15 protein-coding genes are annotated in these 18113 nt (G+C 66.1%); 12 read left to right on the top strand and 3 right to left on the bottom strand.

Going from position 1 to position 18113, the window contains the following annotated elements:
• Positions 1 to 9: 9 nt before the first annotated feature.
• Both G6N20_RS13720 and G6N20_RS13715 read left to right on the top strand, forming a co-directional pair.
• The gene (locus G6N20_RS13720; RefSeq protein ID WP_083045961.1) at positions 10 to 3960 is read left to right on the top strand and encodes a DNA-directed RNA polymerase subunit beta'; all 3951 of its coding nucleotides are present in this window, start codon (positions 10 to 12) and stop codon (positions 3958 to 3960) included.
• 125 nt (positions 3961 to 4085) lie between these two features.
• Positions 4086 to 4967 carry a type IV toxin-antitoxin system AbiEi family antitoxin domain-containing protein gene (locus tag G6N20_RS13715; protein WP_083045960.1) on the top strand — a complete coding sequence of 294 codons (882 nt, stop codon included), beginning with the start codon at positions 4086 to 4088 and terminating at the stop codon, positions 4965 to 4967.
• A 92-nt stretch (positions 4968 to 5059) separates the two neighbouring features.
• Here the strand turns inward: G6N20_RS13715 and G6N20_RS13710 are convergent, their stop codons facing one another.
• Complete coding sequence (locus G6N20_RS13710; protein ID WP_083045984.1) at positions 5060 to 6961, bottom strand: neutral ceramidase; 1902 nt, start codon at positions 6959 to 6961, stop codon at positions 5060 to 5062.
• A gap of 175 nt (positions 6962 to 7136) precedes the next feature.
• Here G6N20_RS13710 and G6N20_RS13705 point away from each other — a divergent pair, with 175 nt between their 5' ends.
• The 6 genes from G6N20_RS13705 to G6N20_RS13680 all read left to right on the top strand — a co-directional run bounded on the left by G6N20_RS13705 (position 7137) and on the right by G6N20_RS13680 (position 12927).
• A complete protein-coding gene (locus tag G6N20_RS13705) occupies positions 7137 to 7895 on the top strand; it encodes a deoxyribonuclease IV (RefSeq protein WP_083045959.1) in 759 nt (252 codons plus the stop codon).
• A gap of 54 nt (positions 7896 to 7949) precedes the next feature.
• The gene (locus G6N20_RS13700) at positions 7950 to 8795 is read left to right on the top strand and encodes an alpha/beta hydrolase family esterase (protein ID WP_083045958.1); all 846 of its coding nucleotides are present in this window, start codon (positions 7950 to 7952) and stop codon (positions 8793 to 8795) included.
• A gap of 65 nt (positions 8796 to 8860) precedes the next feature.
• Positions 8861 to 10492 (top strand): acyl-CoA dehydrogenase family protein, encoded by a 1632-nt coding sequence (locus G6N20_RS13695; RefSeq protein WP_083045983.1) that lies wholly within the window; start codon positions 8861 to 8863, stop codon positions 10490 to 10492.
• Positions 10489 to 11427, top strand: a complete 939-nt coding sequence (locus G6N20_RS13690) for a crotonase/enoyl-CoA hydratase family protein (protein WP_083045957.1) — start codon at positions 10489 to 10491, stop codon at positions 11425 to 11427. The genes G6N20_RS13695 and G6N20_RS13690 overlap by 4 nt, the downstream gene beginning before the upstream one ends.
• Before the next feature lie 14 nt (positions 11428 to 11441).
• Positions 11442 to 12170, top strand: a complete 729-nt coding sequence (locus tag G6N20_RS13685) for a PaaX family transcriptional regulator C-terminal domain-containing protein (protein WP_083045956.1) — start codon at positions 11442 to 11444, stop codon at positions 12168 to 12170.
• On the top strand, positions 12163 to 12927 hold the full coding sequence (locus tag G6N20_RS13680) for a crotonase/enoyl-CoA hydratase family protein (RefSeq protein ID WP_083045955.1): 765 nt from the start codon (positions 12163 to 12165) through the stop codon (positions 12925 to 12927). The genes G6N20_RS13685 and G6N20_RS13680 overlap by 8 nt, the downstream gene beginning before the upstream one ends.
• A 5-nt stretch (positions 12928 to 12932) precedes the next feature.
• Here the strand turns inward: G6N20_RS13680 and G6N20_RS13675 are convergent, their stop codons facing one another.
• Together G6N20_RS13675 and G6N20_RS13670 are read right to left on the bottom strand one after the other, a co-directional pair.
• A complete protein-coding gene (locus tag G6N20_RS13675; RefSeq protein WP_083045982.1) occupies positions 12933 to 13412 on the bottom strand; it encodes a DUF3060 domain-containing protein in 480 nt (159 codons plus the stop codon).
• A 16-nt stretch (positions 13413 to 13428) separates the two neighbouring features.
• The gene (locus tag G6N20_RS13670) at positions 13429 to 13794 is read right to left on the bottom strand and encodes a DUF3060 domain-containing protein (RefSeq protein WP_083045954.1); all 366 of its coding nucleotides are present in this window, start codon (positions 13792 to 13794) and stop codon (positions 13429 to 13431) included.
• A 233-nt stretch (positions 13795 to 14027) separates the two neighbouring features.
• Between G6N20_RS13670 and G6N20_RS13665 the strand changes: the two genes are divergently transcribed.
• From G6N20_RS13665 to fusA, 4 genes are all read left to right on the top strand, one after another.
• The gene (locus G6N20_RS13665; RefSeq protein WP_083045953.1) at positions 14028 to 14675 is read left to right on the top strand and encodes a TetR/AcrR family transcriptional regulator; all 648 of its coding nucleotides are present in this window, start codon (positions 14028 to 14030) and stop codon (positions 14673 to 14675) included.
• A gap of 251 nt (positions 14676 to 14926) precedes the next feature.
• Positions 14927 to 15301: a 30S ribosomal protein S12 gene (gene rpsL / locus G6N20_RS13660; RefSeq protein ID WP_003879423.1), complete on the top strand. Its 375-nt coding sequence runs from the start codon at positions 14927 to 14929 to the stop codon at positions 15299 to 15301.
• On the top strand, positions 15301 to 15771 hold the full coding sequence (rpsG, locus tag G6N20_RS13655; RefSeq protein ID WP_083045952.1) for a 30S ribosomal protein S7: 471 nt from the start codon (positions 15301 to 15303) through the stop codon (positions 15769 to 15771). Before rpsL ends, rpsG begins: the two co-directional genes overlap by 1 nt.
• Positions 15772 to 15845: 74 nt before the next feature.
• A complete protein-coding gene (gene fusA / locus G6N20_RS13650) occupies positions 15846 to 17951 on the top strand; it encodes an elongation factor G (protein WP_083045951.1) in 2106 nt (701 codons plus the stop codon).
• Positions 17952 to 18113 lie beyond the last annotated feature (162 nt).

The raw sequence follows: 18113 nt of genomic DNA, 5'->3' as shown, positions 1-18113 counted from the left end.
GGGAGTTACGTGCTCGACGTCAACTTCTTCGATGAACTCCGCATCGGTCTGGCCACCGCGGAGGACATCCGGCAATGGTCGTACGGCGAGGTCAAGAAGCCCGAGACGATCAACTACCGCACGCTGAAGCCGGAGAAGGACGGCCTGTTTTGCGAGAAGATCTTCGGGCCGACTCGCGACTGGGAATGCTACTGCGGCAAGTACAAGCGGGTGCGCTTCAAGGGCATCATCTGCGAGCGGTGCGGCGTCGAGGTGACGCGCGCCAAAGTGCGCCGTGAGCGGATGGGTCACATCGAGCTGGCCGCGCCGGTCACCCACATCTGGTATTTCAAGGGCGTGCCGAGCCGGCTGGGGTATCTGCTGGACCTGGCTCCGAAGGACCTGGAGAAGATCATCTACTTCGCGGCCTACGTGATCACCTCGGTCGACGAGGAGATGCGGCACAACGAGCTATCCACACTCGAAGCCGAAATGGCGGTGGAGCGCAAGGCCGTCGAGGATCAGCGCGACGCCGAGTTGGAGGCCCGCGCACAGAAACTGGAGGCCGACCTGGCGGAGCTGGAGGCCGAGGGCGCCAAGGCCGACGCGCGGCGCAAGGTTCGCGACGGCGGCGAGCGGGAGATGCGCCAGATCCGCGATCGCGCGCAGCGGGAGCTGGACCGGCTGGAGGACATCTGGAACACCTTCACCAAGCTGGCCCCCAAGCAGTTGATCGTCGACGAGAACCTCTACCGCGAGCTCGTCGACCGCTACGGTGAGTACTTCACCGGCGCCATGGGCGCGGAGTCGATCCAGAAGTTGATCGAAAACTTCGACATCGACGCCGAGGCCGAGGCGCTGCGGGAGGTCATCCGAAACGGCAAGGGGCAGAAGAAGCTTCGCGCGCTCAAGCGGCTGAAGGTGGTCGCGGCGTTCCAGCAGTCGGGCAACTCGCCGATGGGCATGGTGCTTGACGCCGTCCCGGTGATTCCGCCGGAGCTGCGTCCAATGGTGCAGCTGGACGGCGGCCGGTTCGCCACGTCCGACCTCAATGACCTGTACCGCCGGGTGATCAACCGCAATAACCGGCTCAAGAGGCTAATCGATTTAGGCGCTCCCGAGATCATCGTCAACAATGAGAAGCGGATGCTGCAGGAATCCGTGGACGCGCTGTTCGACAATGGCCGCCGCGGCCGGCCCGTCACCGGGCCGGGCAACCGTCCGCTGAAGTCGCTGTCCGACCTGCTCAAGGGCAAGCAGGGCCGGTTCCGGCAGAACCTGCTCGGTAAGCGTGTCGACTACTCGGGCCGGTCGGTCATCGTGGTCGGCCCGCAGCTCAAGCTGCACCAGTGCGGTCTGCCCAAGCTGATGGCGCTGGAGCTGTTCAAGCCGTTCGTGATGAAGCGGCTGGTCGACCTCAACCACGCACAGAACATCAAGAGCGCCAAGCGCATGGTGGAGCGGCAGCGCCCGCAGGTGTGGGACGTGCTCGAAGAGGTCATCGCCGAGCACCCGGTGCTATTAAACAGGGCACCGACGCTCCATCGATTGGGCATCCAGGCCTTCGAGCCAATGCTGGTGGAAGGCAAGGCGATCCAGCTACACCCGCTGGTGTGTGAGGCGTTCAACGCCGACTTCGACGGCGACCAGATGGCCGTGCACCTGCCGCTCTCCGCCGAAGCGCAGGCCGAGGCCCGCATCCTGATGTTGTCGTCCAACAACATCCTGTCGCCGGCATCCGGGCGCCCCCTGGCGATGCCGCGGCTGGACATGGTCACCGGGCTGTACTACCTGACCACCGAGGTCCCCGGGGACACCGGTGAATACCGGTCGGCCGCGCCGGATCGTCCGGAGTCGGGTGTGTACTCCTCGCCCGCGGAAGCGATTATGGCGGCCGACCGGGGTGTGCTCTCGGTGCGGGCCAAGATCAAGGTGCGGCTGACCCAGCTGCGTCCGCCGGCCGAGATCGAGGAGGAGCTGTTCGGTCGCAACGGTTGGCGGCCCGGCGATCCGTGGATGGCCGAGACCACGTTGGGCCGGGTGATGTTCAACGAGCTGCTGCCGCTGGGGTATCCGTTTGTCAACAAGCAGATGCACAAGAAGGTGCAGGCCACCATCATCAACGACCTGGCCGAGCGCTACCCGATGATCGTGGTCGCCCAGACCGTCGACAAGCTCAAGGACGCCGGCTTCTACTGGGCCACCCGCAGCGGTGTCACCGTCTCGATGGCCGACGTGCTGGTGCCGCCGCGCAAGAAGGAGATCCTCGACCAGTACGAGGAGCGCGCCGATAAGGTCGAAAAGCAGTTCCAGCGTGGCGCCTTGAACCACGACGAGCGCAACGAGGCGCTGGTGGAGATCTGGAAGGAAGCCACCGACGAGGTCGGTCAGGCGCTGCGGGAGCACTACCCCGACGACAACCCGATCATCACGATCGTCGACTCGGGCGCCACCGGCAACTTCACCCAGACCCGGACGCTGGCCGGCATGAAGGGCCTGGTGACCAACCCCAAGGGCGAGTTCATCCCGCGTCCGGTCAAGTCGTCGTTCCGTGAGGGCCTGACCGTGCTGGAGTACTTCATCAACACCCACGGCGCTCGAAAGGGCTTGGCGGACACCGCGTTGCGTACCGCCGACTCCGGTTACCTGACGCGCCGTCTGGTGGACGTGAGCCAGGACGTGATCGTGCGCGAGCATGACTGCCAAACCGAGCGCGGCATCGTCGTCGAGCTGGCCGAGCGTGCGCCGGACGGCACGTTGATCCGCGACCCGTACATCGAGACCTCGGCGTACGCGCGGACTTTGGGCACCGACGCGGTCGACGAGGCCGGCAACGTCATCGTCGAACGCGGCCAGGACCTGGGCGACCCGGAGATTGACGCGCTGCTGGCCGCGGGCATCACGCAGGTGAAGGTGCGTTCGGTGTTGACCTGTACCACCAGCACCGGCGTGTGCGCGACCTGCTACGGGCGGTCCATGGCCACCGGCAAGCTGGTCGACATCGGCGAGGCCGTCGGCATCGTGGCCGCCCAATCCATCGGTGAGCCCGGCACGCAGCTGACCATGCGCACCTTTCACCAGGGCGGTGTCGGGGAGGACATCACCGGTGGTCTGCCCCGGGTTCAGGAGTTGTTCGAGGCCAGGGTGCCGCGCGGTAAGGCGCCGATCGCCGACGTCAGCGGCCGGGTCCGGCTCGAGGACGGGGAACGCTTCTACAAGATCACCATCGTTCCCGACGACGGCAGCGAGGAAGTGGTCTACGACAAGCTCTCCAAGCGGCAACGGCTGCGGGTGTTCAAGCATGAGGACGGCTCCGAGCGGGTGCTGTCCGACGGCGACCACGTCGAGGTGGGCCAGCAGCTGATGGAAGGCTCGGCCGACCCGCACGAGGTGCTGCGCGTGCAGGGCCCCCGCGAGGTGCAGATCCACCTGGTCCGCGAGGTCCAGGAGGTCTACCGCGCCCAAGGCGTGTCGATCCACGACAAGCACATCGAGGTGATCGTGCGCCAGATGCTGCGCCGGGTCACCATCATCGACTCGGGTGCGACCGAGTTTTTGCCCGGCTCGCTGATCGATCGCGCCGAGTTCGAGGCCGAGAACCGTCGGGTGGTGGCCGAGGGCGGCGAGCCCGCTGCCGGCCGTCCGGTGCTGATGGGGATCACCAAGGCGTCCCTGGCCACCGACTCGTGGCTGAGCGCGGCGTCGTTCCAGGAGACCACGCGGGTGCTGACCGACGCGGCGATCAACTGCCGCAGCGACAAGCTGCACGGTCTCAAGGAGAACGTGATCATCGGCAAGCTGATCCCGGCCGGGACCGGCATCAGCCGCTACCGCAACATCGTGGTGCAGCCGACCGAAGAGGCCCGCGCCGCGGCATACACGATTCCGTCGTATGAGGATCAGTACTACAGCCCGGACTTCGGTGCCGCCACCGGCGCTGCCGTCCCGCTGGACGACTACGGCTACAGCGACTACCGCTAGGCTAGGTAGCGCGAGCAGACGCACAGGCCCCCGAAAACCATGGTTTTCGGGGCCTGTGCGTCTGCTCGGCGGGCTATCCACAGCACTGACTTCCGGTCCACGCCGGCTCCAGACAGCATCAGCGCATGCTCGTCGACGAAGTCATCGCGGTAAACGGTGGCTTGGCTACCACACAACAACTGCTCGGCGTGACCACGCGCAGGCGTTTGGCCGGGCTCGTCAAGGCGGGCAGGCTCGTTCGCGTATGCCATGGGGTGTACGCGTTACACCAGCCAGATGTGCTGGGCAAGCTCGCTGCGTTGGATCTGTTGGCGCGTGAGCCGATCGTGGCCTGCATGGGCACCGCCGCGTCGCTGTACGGCTTTGATACCGAGAACACGTCTCGGGTCCACATTCTCGACCCGGGGGTACGGATGCGGCCGTCAGCGGGTCTCATGGTGCATCAACGAATTGGCGCACCGCTGCGACGGGTGGAAGGACGATTGGCCACGGCGCCGGCCTGGACGGCGATCGAAGTAGCACGGATGTTGCGGCGCCCACGCGCCTTGGCGACCCTTGATGCTGCCCTGCACATCGGTGCGTGCACCAGAGGCGAATTGGCTGCGGCGATCCGAGAACAAAAGGGCCGCCGCGGCATCGTGAAGGTCCGGGAGCTAATCGGCTACGCCGACGGTCGTGCCGAGTCGCCGATGGAGAGCGAGGCGCGACTCGTGTTTATCGACGCCAAATTACCCATGCCGGAGCTGCAGTACACCATCGTGGATCGCTACGGCAAGCTGTGGCGCGTCGATTTCGCGTGGCCGCAGGCTTTCGTCGTCGCCGAATACGACAGCGTCGAATGGCATCTCGGGCGCGCTGCCCTGGTGCACGACAGGCTGAAAACCGCCCGACTGCAGGAATGCGGCTGGACAGTTATTCCGATGACAGTCGACGATATCCGGCGCGATTCGATCGGACTCGTCGAGCGCATCAACACCCTGCTGCTGAAACCCCGCTTGGCCGGTTGAGTTTCTCACGCCGAGCAGACGCAAAAGCCCCCATTTTCGTGTCGAAATGGGGGCTTTTGCGTCTGCCCGCCGGAGAAGGTGAGTGCCGTGGGTCAGCCGACGGTGAACTCGCGGGTGGTTGCGGTGAACGCCTGCAGCGTGCCATTGCCATCGCGTGCGGTGCCGTGGTGCACGATGCGGTAGCACCCGGGCGTGGTATCGCCGGGAATATCCCAGCTGATGCTGACCCGCGAGCCGGCCCGCCCCCGGCGCTGCCAGCGAAAGCTGGTGGCCCAGTCGCCGTCGTCGGCAACCCGCACCCAGCCGGCACCTTCCCGGCGGACCACTTCGAGGAAGGTGCCGCCCCGGCGCAGATCGTTGTTGGGCAGCGCGCTGACGAATTCGACGGCTACCGTTTGGCCGGGTCGGTATGTCGCCGCCGGCTCGGTGATCACCGTTCCGAACGGGCCGCTATCGGGTGGGGCAGCGCGCAACCAGCTCAGCGTCTGTCTGGGTTGCGGCCGCGGGCCCGGTGGCACGGGCCGCCCGTCGCGCATTGCCTCGGCAAGCCCGGCGACCGTCTGCATGAGAGCGGGCAGCTGCCATCGGCCAAACAAGGTGCTGCCGCCCTCGTAGCGCTGTTCAAGATATTCCTCGGGCGTGGTCACGTAATGGATGTAGGCGTTGGTGTAGCCCACGCAGAGCACGTCGGCCAGCTCGGCGCCGACGATCGACGCCACCGTGCGCCGCAGCCGAAGTCCCGCGACGATGGTCGGTTCGCCAGGGATGCCGATCAGATACAGGCGCCCGATCCGCACCAGGTGAACGGGAACGATCTCCTGGACAAAGGGATGCATCCGGTTCAGCAGATGCGCCGGCACCACAATGGCTTTGGGAGCGTGCACCGCGGCTACCGACCCGACAAACCGATAGATGGCGTTGGATACGTTGTCCCAGAAAGGGTTTCGGCCTTGCCGGAAGCCACGGAAGCCCTCGCCCTCATCGGTCCCGGCCATGGTGGCGGCGGCAATCATCGGATGCCCGGTGCGGTGCTGATGACCATCGGGCGTGTATTCGCCACGCACCACAACGGAACTGAGATCGACATACGTGAACCGCGCGTCGATGCCGTCGCCGATCGGTGTCGCACGATCGAGCTGCTTGAAGGCATCCTCGAACTGGCACAGCCCGATGCGGCGGGTGTTTTCCAGCTCGCGCTCGGGCACCGACGCGCCGGTGATGGGTCCGTCGACGTGGGGGCTCATGTCGCCGGGGTTGGTCTGCGCGAAGGCGGCGATGAAGTCGGGCTGACCGGTGAGGTAATCGGCTCCGCCGACGGTGCGTTCCCAATGGTAGGCCGCGAAGCCCTTGTTGTCTCCGGAGATAAGGCGGTTGCGATTGGTCATGCTCGTGCCGTGGGTGGCGAAGAAGTGGATCGCGGCCACGGTGGCCTCGCCCCGATCGATGCGCACCAGGGTGGTATGCGGGTCGATGCGGTCCGGGAAGAATGCCCGATCGGCCGCCGGGTTGCGGTCGAACGCCGACGGTGACCGGTTAACGCTGGCGCTGTGCAGCTCGCCGTGTGACAGCATCACCTGGGCGGGCGCAACGTCGCCATGGGCATGGCGCACCGATTCGACGATTCCGTCGACGATCGCCTGGAATGTAACCGGCCGGAACCCGCTCGTGGACAGGTTGTACAGCAGGTGACCGCAGTACCCCCCGGGTCCGGCGTGCGTGTGCGTCGTCGTGATCAGCGTGTTCTGCTCCGCGTAGGTGTCGCCATAGCAATCCGCCAACCGGCGCAGCACTTCATCGGTCACGTTTTGCATCGGCAGCGGCAGGTCGGCCACAACGAGCAGCAACCGCGCCTTCCCGTCGTCGAAAACGAATGCCCGGGACCGCAGGCGAAAGTGAATGCCGGCGGTGCGCTGGTCGGCCCTGCCGTAGCCGAGCATGCCGCAGTCGGCCGACTCACCGGTGATGTCGGCGATGCCGCGCCCCACACAAAGCATGGCCCCATCCTCCACTAGCAGCGGCAACTCCACCGGCGTCAACAACTGGCTCGCCGCGGGAAGCCTATCCCGAAGGCCAAGCACCGGATGCGTCGATGTCGCCGAACACCCCGCTCGCGGGTGCCCCAACGCAACGAGCGCACATCATCACGGCGGGCCCCACTACACTGTCCTGGTGCTCATCGGTTCGCATGTCAGCCCACAGGATCCACTCGCCGCAGCGGCGGCCGAAGGTGCTGACGCGGTGCAGATTTTCCTGGGCAATCCGCAGAGCTGGCGGGCGCCCAAACCGCGCGAGGATGCGGCCGCGCTCAAGGCAGCGGCGTTGCCGATCTACGTGCATGCGCCATACCTGATCAACCTCGCGTCGGCGAACAATCGGGTGCGGATTCCGTCGCGCAAGATGCTGCAGCAGACCTGTGACGCGGCGGCCGATATCGGTGCCGCGGCGGTGATCGTGCACGGTGGCCACGTCGCCGACGACGACGATGTTGCCGAGGGGTTTCAGCGCTGGCGTAAGGCGCTGGACCAGCTGCACACCGAGGTTCCGGTGTACCTGGAAAACACCGCGGGCGGTGACCACGCGATGGCCCGCCGTTTCGACACCATCGCACGGCTGTGGGATGTGATCGGCGACACCGGTATCGGCTTTTGCCTGGATACCTGTCACGCCTGGGCGGCGGGTGAGGCGCTGGTGGACGCCGTGGACCGCATCAAAGCCATCACCGATCGCATCGACTTGGTCCACTGCAACGACTCCCGGGACGAAGCGGGCTCGGGTCGCGACCGCCACGCCAACCTGGGCGCCGGCCAGATCGATCCGGAGCTGCTGGTGGCGGTGGTCACCGCGGCGGGCGCGCCGGTCATCTGTGAAACCGCCGACCAGGGCCGCAAGGATGACATCGCGTTTTTGCGGGACAAGGTCAACGACTGATTTCACGGCCGTTCAAGGCTCGTGAAAGCCGGCGTGTGTGCCTACGGTTGATTCATGCGTTACCGGCTCGTCGCGCTGCTGGGCGTCGTGCTGGTGCTCGCGGGCTGTGCACACAGGGGAGCTGCGCCGCCGGAGGGCTTCGGGAATGGCACCAGCTTGCACACCATCCAGGTCGGTGGAGTCGAGCGCGCCTACCGGCTGTTCAAGCCCGCGCAATTGCCCCCGTTGGCTCCGCTGGTGGTCATGCTGCACGGCGGGTTCGGCAGCGCCAGGCAGGCCGAAAGGTCGTATGACTGGGATGAATTGGCGGATTCGGCGAAGTTCCTCGTGGCCTATCCGGACGGTCTCTATCGGGCCTGGAACGTCAACGGAGGGGGCTGCTGCGGCCGGCCCGCACGCGACGGTGTCGACGATGTCGCGTTCATTCAAGCGGCGGTGGCCGACATCGCCCGCAACGTTCGCATCGACCCGGCCAGGGTTTACGCCACCGGCATGAGCAACGGCGCCATCATGTCCTACACGCTGGTGTGCCACACCAACCTTTTCGCGGCGATCGGTCCCGTTGCGGGGACACAGCTTGACCCGTGCCCGTCCCCGCACCCGGTGTCGGTTATGCACCTTCATGGCACCGGGGATCCCCTGGTCCGCTACACCGGCGGGCCCGGGGTGGGCATTGCCCGCATCAATGGTCCCCCCGTCGAGCAGCTCAATGCGTTCTGGCGCACTGTCGACCGGTGCGACGCCCCCAACGTCACGGTCTCCGGCGGTGTTACGACGTCGATCGCGAGCTGCGCGGACCGCCGCAGCGTCGTGCTCGTCGCCTTCGACGATGTCGGCCATCAGTGGCCGTCGGCGGCCACCGAGATGTTGTGGGAATTCTTCGCCGCGCACCCCGCCTGAGACGGCCCCACGACGCGGATATTACATCTCTTGTGCGGTTGTTGAAAAAATGTAACATGGGTGTCATGCCTGATACCCATGCCGTCACCAACCAGGTTCCACCCCTGCAGAACTACAACCCCGCGTCGTCGCCGGTGCTCATCGAAGCCCTGATTCGCGAGGGCGGGCAGTGGGGCCTCGACGAGTTCACCGCGCTCGGCGCCATCGCCGGCTCACGGCAGGCCCACCGTTGGAGCGAGCTTGCCGACCGCAACCGGCCAATCCTGCACACCCACGACCGCTACGGCCACCGCATTGACGAAGTGGAGTATGACCCGGCCTACCACGAGTTGATGCGTACCGCGATCGAGCACGGTCTGCACGCGGCGCCCTGGGCGGATCCTCGGCCGGGTGCGCACGTGGTGCGTGCCGCCAAGACGTGCACGTGGTGGGCCGTCGAACCGGGCCACATGTGCCCCGTCTCGGCGACCTACGCCGTGGTGCCGGCGCTGCGGCATAACCCCGAACTGGCCAGCACGTATGAGCCGCTGCTGACCAGCCGGCACTACGACCCCGAGCTGACGGTGCCCACCACCAAGGCCGGCATCACCGCGGGCATGTCGATGACCGAGAAACAGGGCGGTTCCGATGTGCGGGCCAACACCACCACGGCGACCCGCAACGCCGACGGCAGCTACACGCTGACCGGTCACAAATGGTTCACCTCGGCGCCGATGTGTGACATCTTCCTGGTGCTCGCGCAGGCGCCCGGCGGCCTGTCCTGCTTCATGCTGCCCCGGGTGCTGCCCGACGGGAGCCGCAACCGGATGTTCCTGCAGCGGCTGAAGGACAAGCTCGGCAACCACGCCAACGCCTCCAGCGAGGTCGAATACGACGGCGCCATCGCGTGGCTGGTGGGCGAGGAGGGGCGCGGGGTGCCCACCATCATCGAAATGGTCAACATGACCCGGCTGGATTGCACGCTGGGCAGCGCCACCGGGATGCAGGCGGGACTGGCCTGGGCCATCCACCACGCCCAGCACCGAAAAGCGTTCGGCGCCTATCTGATTGACCAGCCATTGATGCGCAATGTGCTCGCCGACCTGGCGGTGGAGGCCGAGGCCGCCACCATGGTGGCGATGCGGATGGCCGGCGCCACCGACGCCGCGGTGCGCGGCGACGGGCGTGAGGCGCTGCTGCGCCGGATCGGGCTGGCGGCCAGCAAGTACTGGGTATGCAAGCGCGCTGCCCCGCACGCGGCCGAGGCGCTGGAATGCCTGGGCGGCAACGGCTATGTCGAGGACTCCAACATGCCGCGGCTCTACCGTGAGGCGCCGCTGAACGGCATCTGGGAAGGCTCGGGCAACGTCAGCGCGCTGGACACGTTGCGCGCCATGGCAACCCGCCCCGACTGCGTCGACGTGCTGTTCGACGAGCTGGGCAAGAGCACGGGCTCCGACGCCCGCCTGGACGGGCACGTCGGTCGGTTGCGACCGCAACTTGAGGATCTGGAAACCATCCAGTACCGCGCCCGCATGATCGCCGAGGACATCTGCCTGGCGCTGCAGGGGTCGCTGCTGGTGCGCCATGGGCATCCCGCCGTCGCCGAGGCGTTCCTGGCGACCCGGCTCGACGGGCGGTGGGGCCGCGCGTTCGGCACCATGCCGACCGGATTGGACCTGGCGCCCATCCTGGAACGGGCCCTGGTGAAGGGATGACGCACGCGATCAGGCCGGTCGACTTCGACAACCTGAAAACGATGACCTACGAGGTCACCGGCCGGGTTGCGCGGATCACCTTCAACCGCCCGGAGAAGGGCAACGCGATCGTTGCCGATACTCCCCTGGAGCTGTCGGCGCTGGTGGAACGTGCCGATCTGGACCCCAATGTCCACGTCATCCTGGTGTCGGGGCGCGGCGAGGGTTTCTGCGCGGGCTTCGACCTGTCGGCCTACGCCGACGGGACCGCCTCGGCCGGCGGTACCGGCGCCTACCGGGGCACGGTGCTGGACGGTGACACCCAGGCCGCCAACCACCTGCCGAATCAGCCGTGGGACCCGATGATCGACTACCAGATGATGAGCCGGTTCGTGCGCGGGTTTTCCAGCCTGATGCATGCCGACAAGCCGACGGTGGTCAAGATCCACGGCTACTGCGTGGCCGGCGGCACCGACATCGCATTGCACGCCGATCAGGTGATCGCCGCCGCCGACGCGAAAATCGGCTACCCACCGACGCGGGTGTGGGGTGTCCCGGCGGCGGGTCTGTGGGCGCACCGACTCGGCGACCAGCGCGCCAAACGCCTGCTGTTCACCGGTGATTGCATCACCGGCGCGCAGGCCGCCGAATGGGGCCTGGCCGTCGAGGCGCCGGATCCCAACGACCTCGACGAGCGCACCGAGCGACTGGTGGCCCGGATCGCCGCGCTGCCGGTCAACCAGCTGATCATGATCAAGCTCGCGCTCAATTCCGCTCTGCTGCAACAAGGTGTGGTGACCAGCAGGATGGTCGGCACGGTGTTCGACGGGATCGCCCGGCACACACCCGAGGGGCACGCGTTTGTTGCCGACGCTGTGGAGCACGGCTTCCGGGAGGCGGTTCGCCACCGTGATGAGCCGTTCGGCGACTACGGCCGTCGGGCGTCTCAGGTGTAAGCCAGGGGTCAACCGTGCCGACCATGACAGCCCGCTCGGTGGTGCTCAGCGTGCTGCTCGGCGCCCATCCCGCGTGGGCCTCCGCGAGCGAATTGATCAGTTTGACAAATGATTTCGGTATCAAAGAGACGACGCTGCGGGTCGCGCTGACCCGCATGGTCGGTGCCGGAGACCTGATCCGGTCCGCGGACGGCTACCGGCTTTCGGATCGGTTGCTGGCCCGTCAGCGTCGGCAGGACGAGGCCATGCGGCCACGGACCCGGGCCTGGCACGGCGATTGGCACTTGCTGATCGTGACCAGCGTCGGCACCGACGCCCGCACCCGCGCGGCGCTGCGAACCACCATGCACCACAAGCGTTTCGGTGAGCTGCGCGAAGGGGTGTGGCTGCGCCCCGACAACCTTGACCTTCGGCTGGATCCCGACGTCGCGGCCCGGGTGCGGGTGCTGAAAGCGCGCGACGAGGCACCCGCCGCGCTGGCCGGGAAATTGTGGGATCTGCCCGCATGGGCTAGCACCGGCCACCGGCTGCTCGACGAGATGGCGCAGACGCCCGACATTCCCGGCCGGTTCGTGGTGGCCGCGGCGATGGTGCGTCACCTGCTCAACGACCCGATGCTGCCCGCCGAACTGCTGCCGGCCGACTGGCCTGGCGCGCGGCTGCGCGCCGCCTACCACGACTTCGCCACCGAACTGGCGCAACGGCGCGACAGCACCCAACTTCAGGAGGCGACACATGAGTGATCTGGTGCGGGTGGAACGCAGCGGCCCGGTGACCACCGTGATCATCAACCGGCCGGCGGCGCGCAACGCGGTGAACGGCCCGACGGCCGCCGCGTTGTACACCGCGTTCGATCAGTTCGATCGCGACGACACCGCGTCGGTGGCCGTGTTGTGGGGCGAGGGCGGAACCTTCTGCGCCGGAGCCGATTTGAAGGCATTTGGCACACCGGCGGCCAACGCAGTGCACCGCACGGGTCCCGGCCCGATGGGGCCGTCGCGAATGGTGTTGTCCAAACCGGTGATCGCCGCGGTCAGCGGCTACGCCGTGGCCGGGGGGCTGGAGCTGGCGCTGTGGTGCGACTTGCGGGTGGCCGAAGAAGATGCCGTGTTCGGCGTGTTCTGCCGCCGCTGGGGGGTACCACTGATTGACGGCGGCACCGTGCGGCTGCCACGGCTGATCGGTCACAGTAGGGCCATGGACATGATCCTCACCGGCCGCGGCGTGCGCGCCGATGAAGCGTTGGCGATCGGGTTGGCCAACCGGGTGGTGCCCAAGGGCCAGGCCCGCCAAGCCGCCGAGCGGTTGGCCGCTGAGTTGGCCGCGTTGCCGCAGCAGTGCCTGCGATCGGATCGGTTGTCGGCCCTGCACCAATGGGGCCTGTCCGAGTCCGCGGCGCTCGATGTGGAGTTCGCCAGCATTTCGCGCGTCGCTGGCGAAGCCATGCAGGGGGCCGCGCGATTCGCCGCGGGCGCCGGTCGGCACGGCGCCCCTGATTAGCCGCGTCAGCCTTTCGTGATGCTGTTGCCCGAGCCGATGTTGTCGATCTTCGGGTCGCCGCCCTGGTAGCTGATGGTGTTGTTGAGCCCCAACACGGTCAGGCGCTCGTCGATCTTGTCGAAGGTGATCTTGTTGTTCGCGCCGCCGATGATCACGGTTGCGCAGCTGCCGGTCACCGTCAGGGTGTTGTCCGAGCCGGCCACGTTGAGTGATTTGCCGTCTTGGCAGTCAAGGGTTGCGGTGGTGCCCAGTGAACCGTAGTTGAGCGTGTCACCGATTTCGATGGAAGCGGTCGTGGTTCCGCCGGCCGTCGGCGCCGCGGTTCCGCTGGTCGTCGTGGTCTTCGCCGTGGCGCTTGTCGTGTTCGCCGCCGGCGGGTTGGCGGTCGAACTGCAGCCGGCCAGTCCAACTGCGGCCGCGACAACGGTCAGCGCCAGGGCCTGAGCGGCCGGCCGTGAGGAGTCGGCAAAGACATGGGCGCGCACGGTTCCTCGAATCACCTCAGGGGCCCACTCGCTGCAACCGGTTCACCATGCCCAGTTCGCGGCCACGGTCCCAGATGAACGGGTCGCCATTGTGAAAGAACACCGTCTCGTCCCAGCCATAGACGGTGATGTCGTTGACGATGGTGTCGGCCACCACGGTATTGGACGAGCCCATCACCGTCACCGCCCAGCAGGTGCCCTTTGCGGTGACGATGTTTTCGGTGCCGTTGACGATCAGCGTGGAATCGTTGCAGTCCAGCGTCTGCACGATGCCCTGTCCGACGACGTGGGTGTCGCCGTTCTTGGCGTGCGCGGCCGGCGGTGAGGGGGTGGCAGCGAAGGTGACCAAACACAGCGACGCGGCGACGGTGGTCCATTTCATGGCTGCCCCCTGCGTTGGGTGGGTGTGCTGCGCGTGGAGCTTCGACTGAGCCTAGTGGCAAGTGCCCGCGCGACGACAGCCTTGACCGACCACAACGTGTTATCCGATGGCGCCGCCGCCTGTGTGCCGCCGTCCGGGCTAAGCCGGCTGGGCCGCAGCATAGTCAACTAGAGTCATTAGTCGAACCCAACGGCCACCGATAACCCACCGTCACAGGGAAGGGCACACGCGTCATGGCAGCTCAGCCGGAGCCATCCTCGGCCGGGGGCCGCGTTCGCGGGGCGAAATCCGCGGCGCGCCCGGCCAAGCTGAGCCGCGAGAGCATCGTCGATGGCGCGCTGACCTTCCTGGACCGTGAGGGTTGGGACTCGCTGACGATCAATGCGCTGGCGACGCAACTGGGGACCAAGGGCCCGTCGCTGTACAACCACGTGGACAGCCTCGAGGATCTGCGCCGTGCGGTGCGCATTCGGGTGATCGACGACATCATCACGATGCTGAACAGGGTCGGCGAGGGCCGCGCCCGCGATGACGCGGTGTTGGTCATGGCCGGCGCCTACCGCAGCTATGCCCACCACCATCCCGGTCGGTACTCGGCGTTCACCCGGATGCCTCTGGGCGGTGATGACCCCGAATACACCGCCGCGACCCGAGCTGCAGCCGCACCGGTCATCTCGGTGTTGTCGTCCTACGGCCTCGACGGCGAGCAGGCCTTTTACGCCGCGCTGGAATTCTGGTCGGCACTGCACGGGTTCGTGTTGCTCGAAATGACCGGTGTCATGGACGACATCGACACCGATGCCGTGTTCACCGACATGGTGCTGCGGTTGGCCGCGGGCATGGAACGGCGCACCGCGCGCGACGGCGATCAGCCGGCTTGATGGCGGACTGCGACCGTCCGCTGGGCTAGCCAACGGGTCCGAGGGCCATCGGGCACCGCTTTGACCCGCCAGTCCAGCGGCGGGTATTGTGGTAGCTCGTGCCTGGCGGCCGACAGCGCCTGACAGAGGGCGTGGAAGCCGGGCCAATTCGCATGTCCACGTTGCCACGGATGAGACGGAGCATGTCCGCGGCGGCGCAGGCGGCAAACCCGAATACACAACGCGCACAGCCCGAGATAGAAAGCCGGTAGATGCCAACCATTCAGCAGCTGGTCCGTAAGGGTCGTCGGGACAAGATCGGCAAGGTCAAGACCGCGGCTCTCAAGGGCAGCCCGCAACGCCGTGGCGTATGCACCCGGGTGTACACCACCACCCCGAAGAAGCCGAACTCGGCGCTTCGCAAGGTTGCGCGCGTGAAGCTGACCAGTCAGGTTGAGGTCACGGCGTACATCCCCGGCGAGGGCCACAACCTGCAGGAGCACTCGATGGTGCTGGTGCGTGGCGGCCGGGTCAAGGACCTGCCCGGCGTGCGGTACAAGATCATCCGCGGTTCGCTTGACACCCAGGGCGTGAAGAACCGCAAGCAGGCTCGCAGCCGTTACGGCGCCAAGAAGGAGAAGAGCTGATGCCGCGCAAGGGTCCCGCGCCCAAGCGACCGTTGGTCAACGATCCGGTCTACGGGTCGCAGCTGGTCACCCAATTGGTCAACAAAGTTTTGCTGAAGGGGAAGAAATCGCTGGCCGAACGCATTGTTTATGGGGCGCTCGAGCACGCTCGCGAGAAGACCGGCACCGATCCCGTCATCACCCTCAAGCGCGCTCTCGACAACGTCAAGCCGGCCCTGGAGGTGCGTAGCCGCCGGGTGGGCGGTGCGACCTACCAGGTGCCCGTCGAGGTGCGCCCCGACCGGTCGACCACGTTGGCGTTGCGCTGGCTCGTCGGCTACTCGCGGCAACGTCGGGAGAAGACGATGATCGAGCGACTGGCAAACGAGATCCTGGATGCCAGCAATGGCCTGGGGGCCTCCGTTAAGCGGCGTGAGGACACCCACAAGATGGCCGAGGCGAACCGCGCCTTTGCGCACTATCGCTGGTGACGGTCCGCTGGCGCTCCCGCCGGGCGTAACCGACAGCGAATTAACTGAGCAACCGAAAGAGTGGGAAGACTTCTGTGGCACAGAAGGACGTGCTGACCGACCTGAGCAGGGTCCGCAACTTCGGCATCATGGCGCACATCGATGCCGGCAAGACCACGACGACCGAACGGATCTTGTACTACACCGGCATCAACTACAAGATCGGCGAGGTCCACGACGGCGCCGCCACCATGGACTGGATGGAGCAGGAGCAGGAGCGCGGCATCACCATCACCTCCGCGGCCACCACGACGTTCTGGAAAGACAACCAACTCAACATCATTGACACGCCTGGCCATGTTGATTTCACCGTCGAGGTGGAGCGCAACCTGCGCGTGCTGGATGGCGCGGTTGCGGTGTTTGACGGCAAGGAAGGCGTCGAGCCCCAGTCCGAGCAGGTATGGCGGCAAGCCGACAAATACGACGTCCCGCGCATCTGCTTTGTCAACAAGATGGACAAGATCGGCGCCGACTTCTACTTCTCGGTGCGCACCATGGAGGAGCGGCTCGGGGCCAAGGCCGTGCCGATCCAGCTGCCCGTTGGCGCCGAGGCCGATTTCGAAGGCGTCATCGACCTCGTCGAGATGAACGCCAAGGTGTGGCGCGGTGAAACGAAGCTGGGCGAGACCTACGACACCGTAGAAATACCCGGTGATCTGGCCGAGCAGGCCGAGGAGTATCGCACCAAGTTGCTGGAGATCGTCGCCGAGTCCGACGAGCACCTGCTGGAGAAGTATCTGGGCGGCGAGGAACTCACCGTCGACGAGATCAAGGGCGCGATCCGCAAACTGACCATCGCCTCCGAGATCTACCCGGTGTTGTGCGGCAGCGCGTTCAAGAACAAGGGTGTGCAGCCGATGCTCGACGCCGTGGTGGACTATCTGCCGTCGCCACTGGATGTTCCGCCGGCGATCGGGCACGCCCCCGGCAAGGAGGACGAGGAGGTGGTGCGCAACGCCACCACCGATGAGCCCTTCGCGGCGCTGGCGTTCAAGATCGCCACCCATCCGTTCTTCGGCAAGCTGACCTACATCCGGGTGTACTCGGGCAAGATCGACTCCGGTGCCCAGGTCATCAACGCCACCAAGGGCAAAAAGGAGCGCCTGGGCAAGCTGTTTCAGATGCACTCCAACAAGGAAAACCCGGTGGACACCGCGTCGGCTGGGCATATCTACGCGGTGATCGGTCTCAAAGACACCACCACCGGTGACACGTTGAGCGACCCCAACCAGCAGATCGTGTTGGAGTCGATGACCTTCCCCGACCCGGTGATCGAGGTGGCCATCGAGCCCAGGACCAAGAGCGACCAGGAGAAGCTCTCGCTATCGATCCAGAAGCTCGCCGAGGAGGACCCGACCTTCAAGGTGCATCTGGATTCCGAGACCGGCCAGACCGTCATCGGCGGCATGGGCGAGCTGCACCTGGACATCCTGGTGGACCGGATGCGCCGGGAATTCAAGGTCGAGGCCAACGTCGGTAAGCCGCAGGTGGCGTACAAGGAGACCATCCGCCGCAAGGTGGAAAACGTCGAATACACCCACAAGAAGCAGACCGGCGGCTCGGGCCAGTTCGCGAAGGTGATCATCAACGTCGAGCCGTTCACCGGCGAAGACGGTGCCACCTACGAGTTTGAAAGCAAGATCACCGGCGGGCGCATCCCGCGCGAGTTCATTCCGTCGGTGGACGCCGGCGCCCAAGACGCCATGCAGTACGGTGTGCTGGCCGGCTACCCGTTGGTGAATCTGAAGGTTACGCTGATCGACGGCGCTTTCCACGAGGTCGACTCGTCGGAGATGGCGTTCAAGGTTGCCGGTTCACAGGCGCTGAAAAAGGCTGCGGCACAGGCGCAGCCGGTGATCTTGGAACCCATCATGGCTGTCGAGGTCACAACGCCGGAGAACTACATGGGCGATGTGATCGGTGACCTGAACTCTCGCCGTGGTCAGATCCAGGCCATGGAGGAGCGGGGCGGTTCGCGCGTCGTCAAGGCACACGTGCCGCTGTCGGAGATGTTCGGCTACGTCGGCGACCTGCGTTCCAAGACTCAGGGCCGGGCGAACTACTCGATGGTGTTCGATTCGTATGCCGAAGTGCCGGCGAACGTGTCGAAGGAGATCATCGCGAAGGCGACGGGCCAGTGAGCGCCCCGAGGTGACGACGAGTTCGCGAAGCTCGCCAGTGCGGAGCCGAGCAATCCGGCACCGCGAGGTGACGACGAGTGAGCGAGTAAGCTGACCCGGTTACCACGTGCGGCACAACTGAAGACCTCAACCCTGCCCGTCCAGCACCAACAATTCCAGTAA

Origin of the sequence: Mycobacterium shinjukuense (assembly GCF_010730055.1) — a bacterium.
GTDB classification, from domain to species: domain Bacteria; phylum Actinomycetota; class Actinomycetes; order Mycobacteriales; family Mycobacteriaceae; genus Mycobacterium; species Mycobacterium shinjukuense.
The sequence above is the reverse complement of the archived record's forward strand: the minus strand, read 5'-3'. Positions and strand labels throughout refer to the sequence as shown.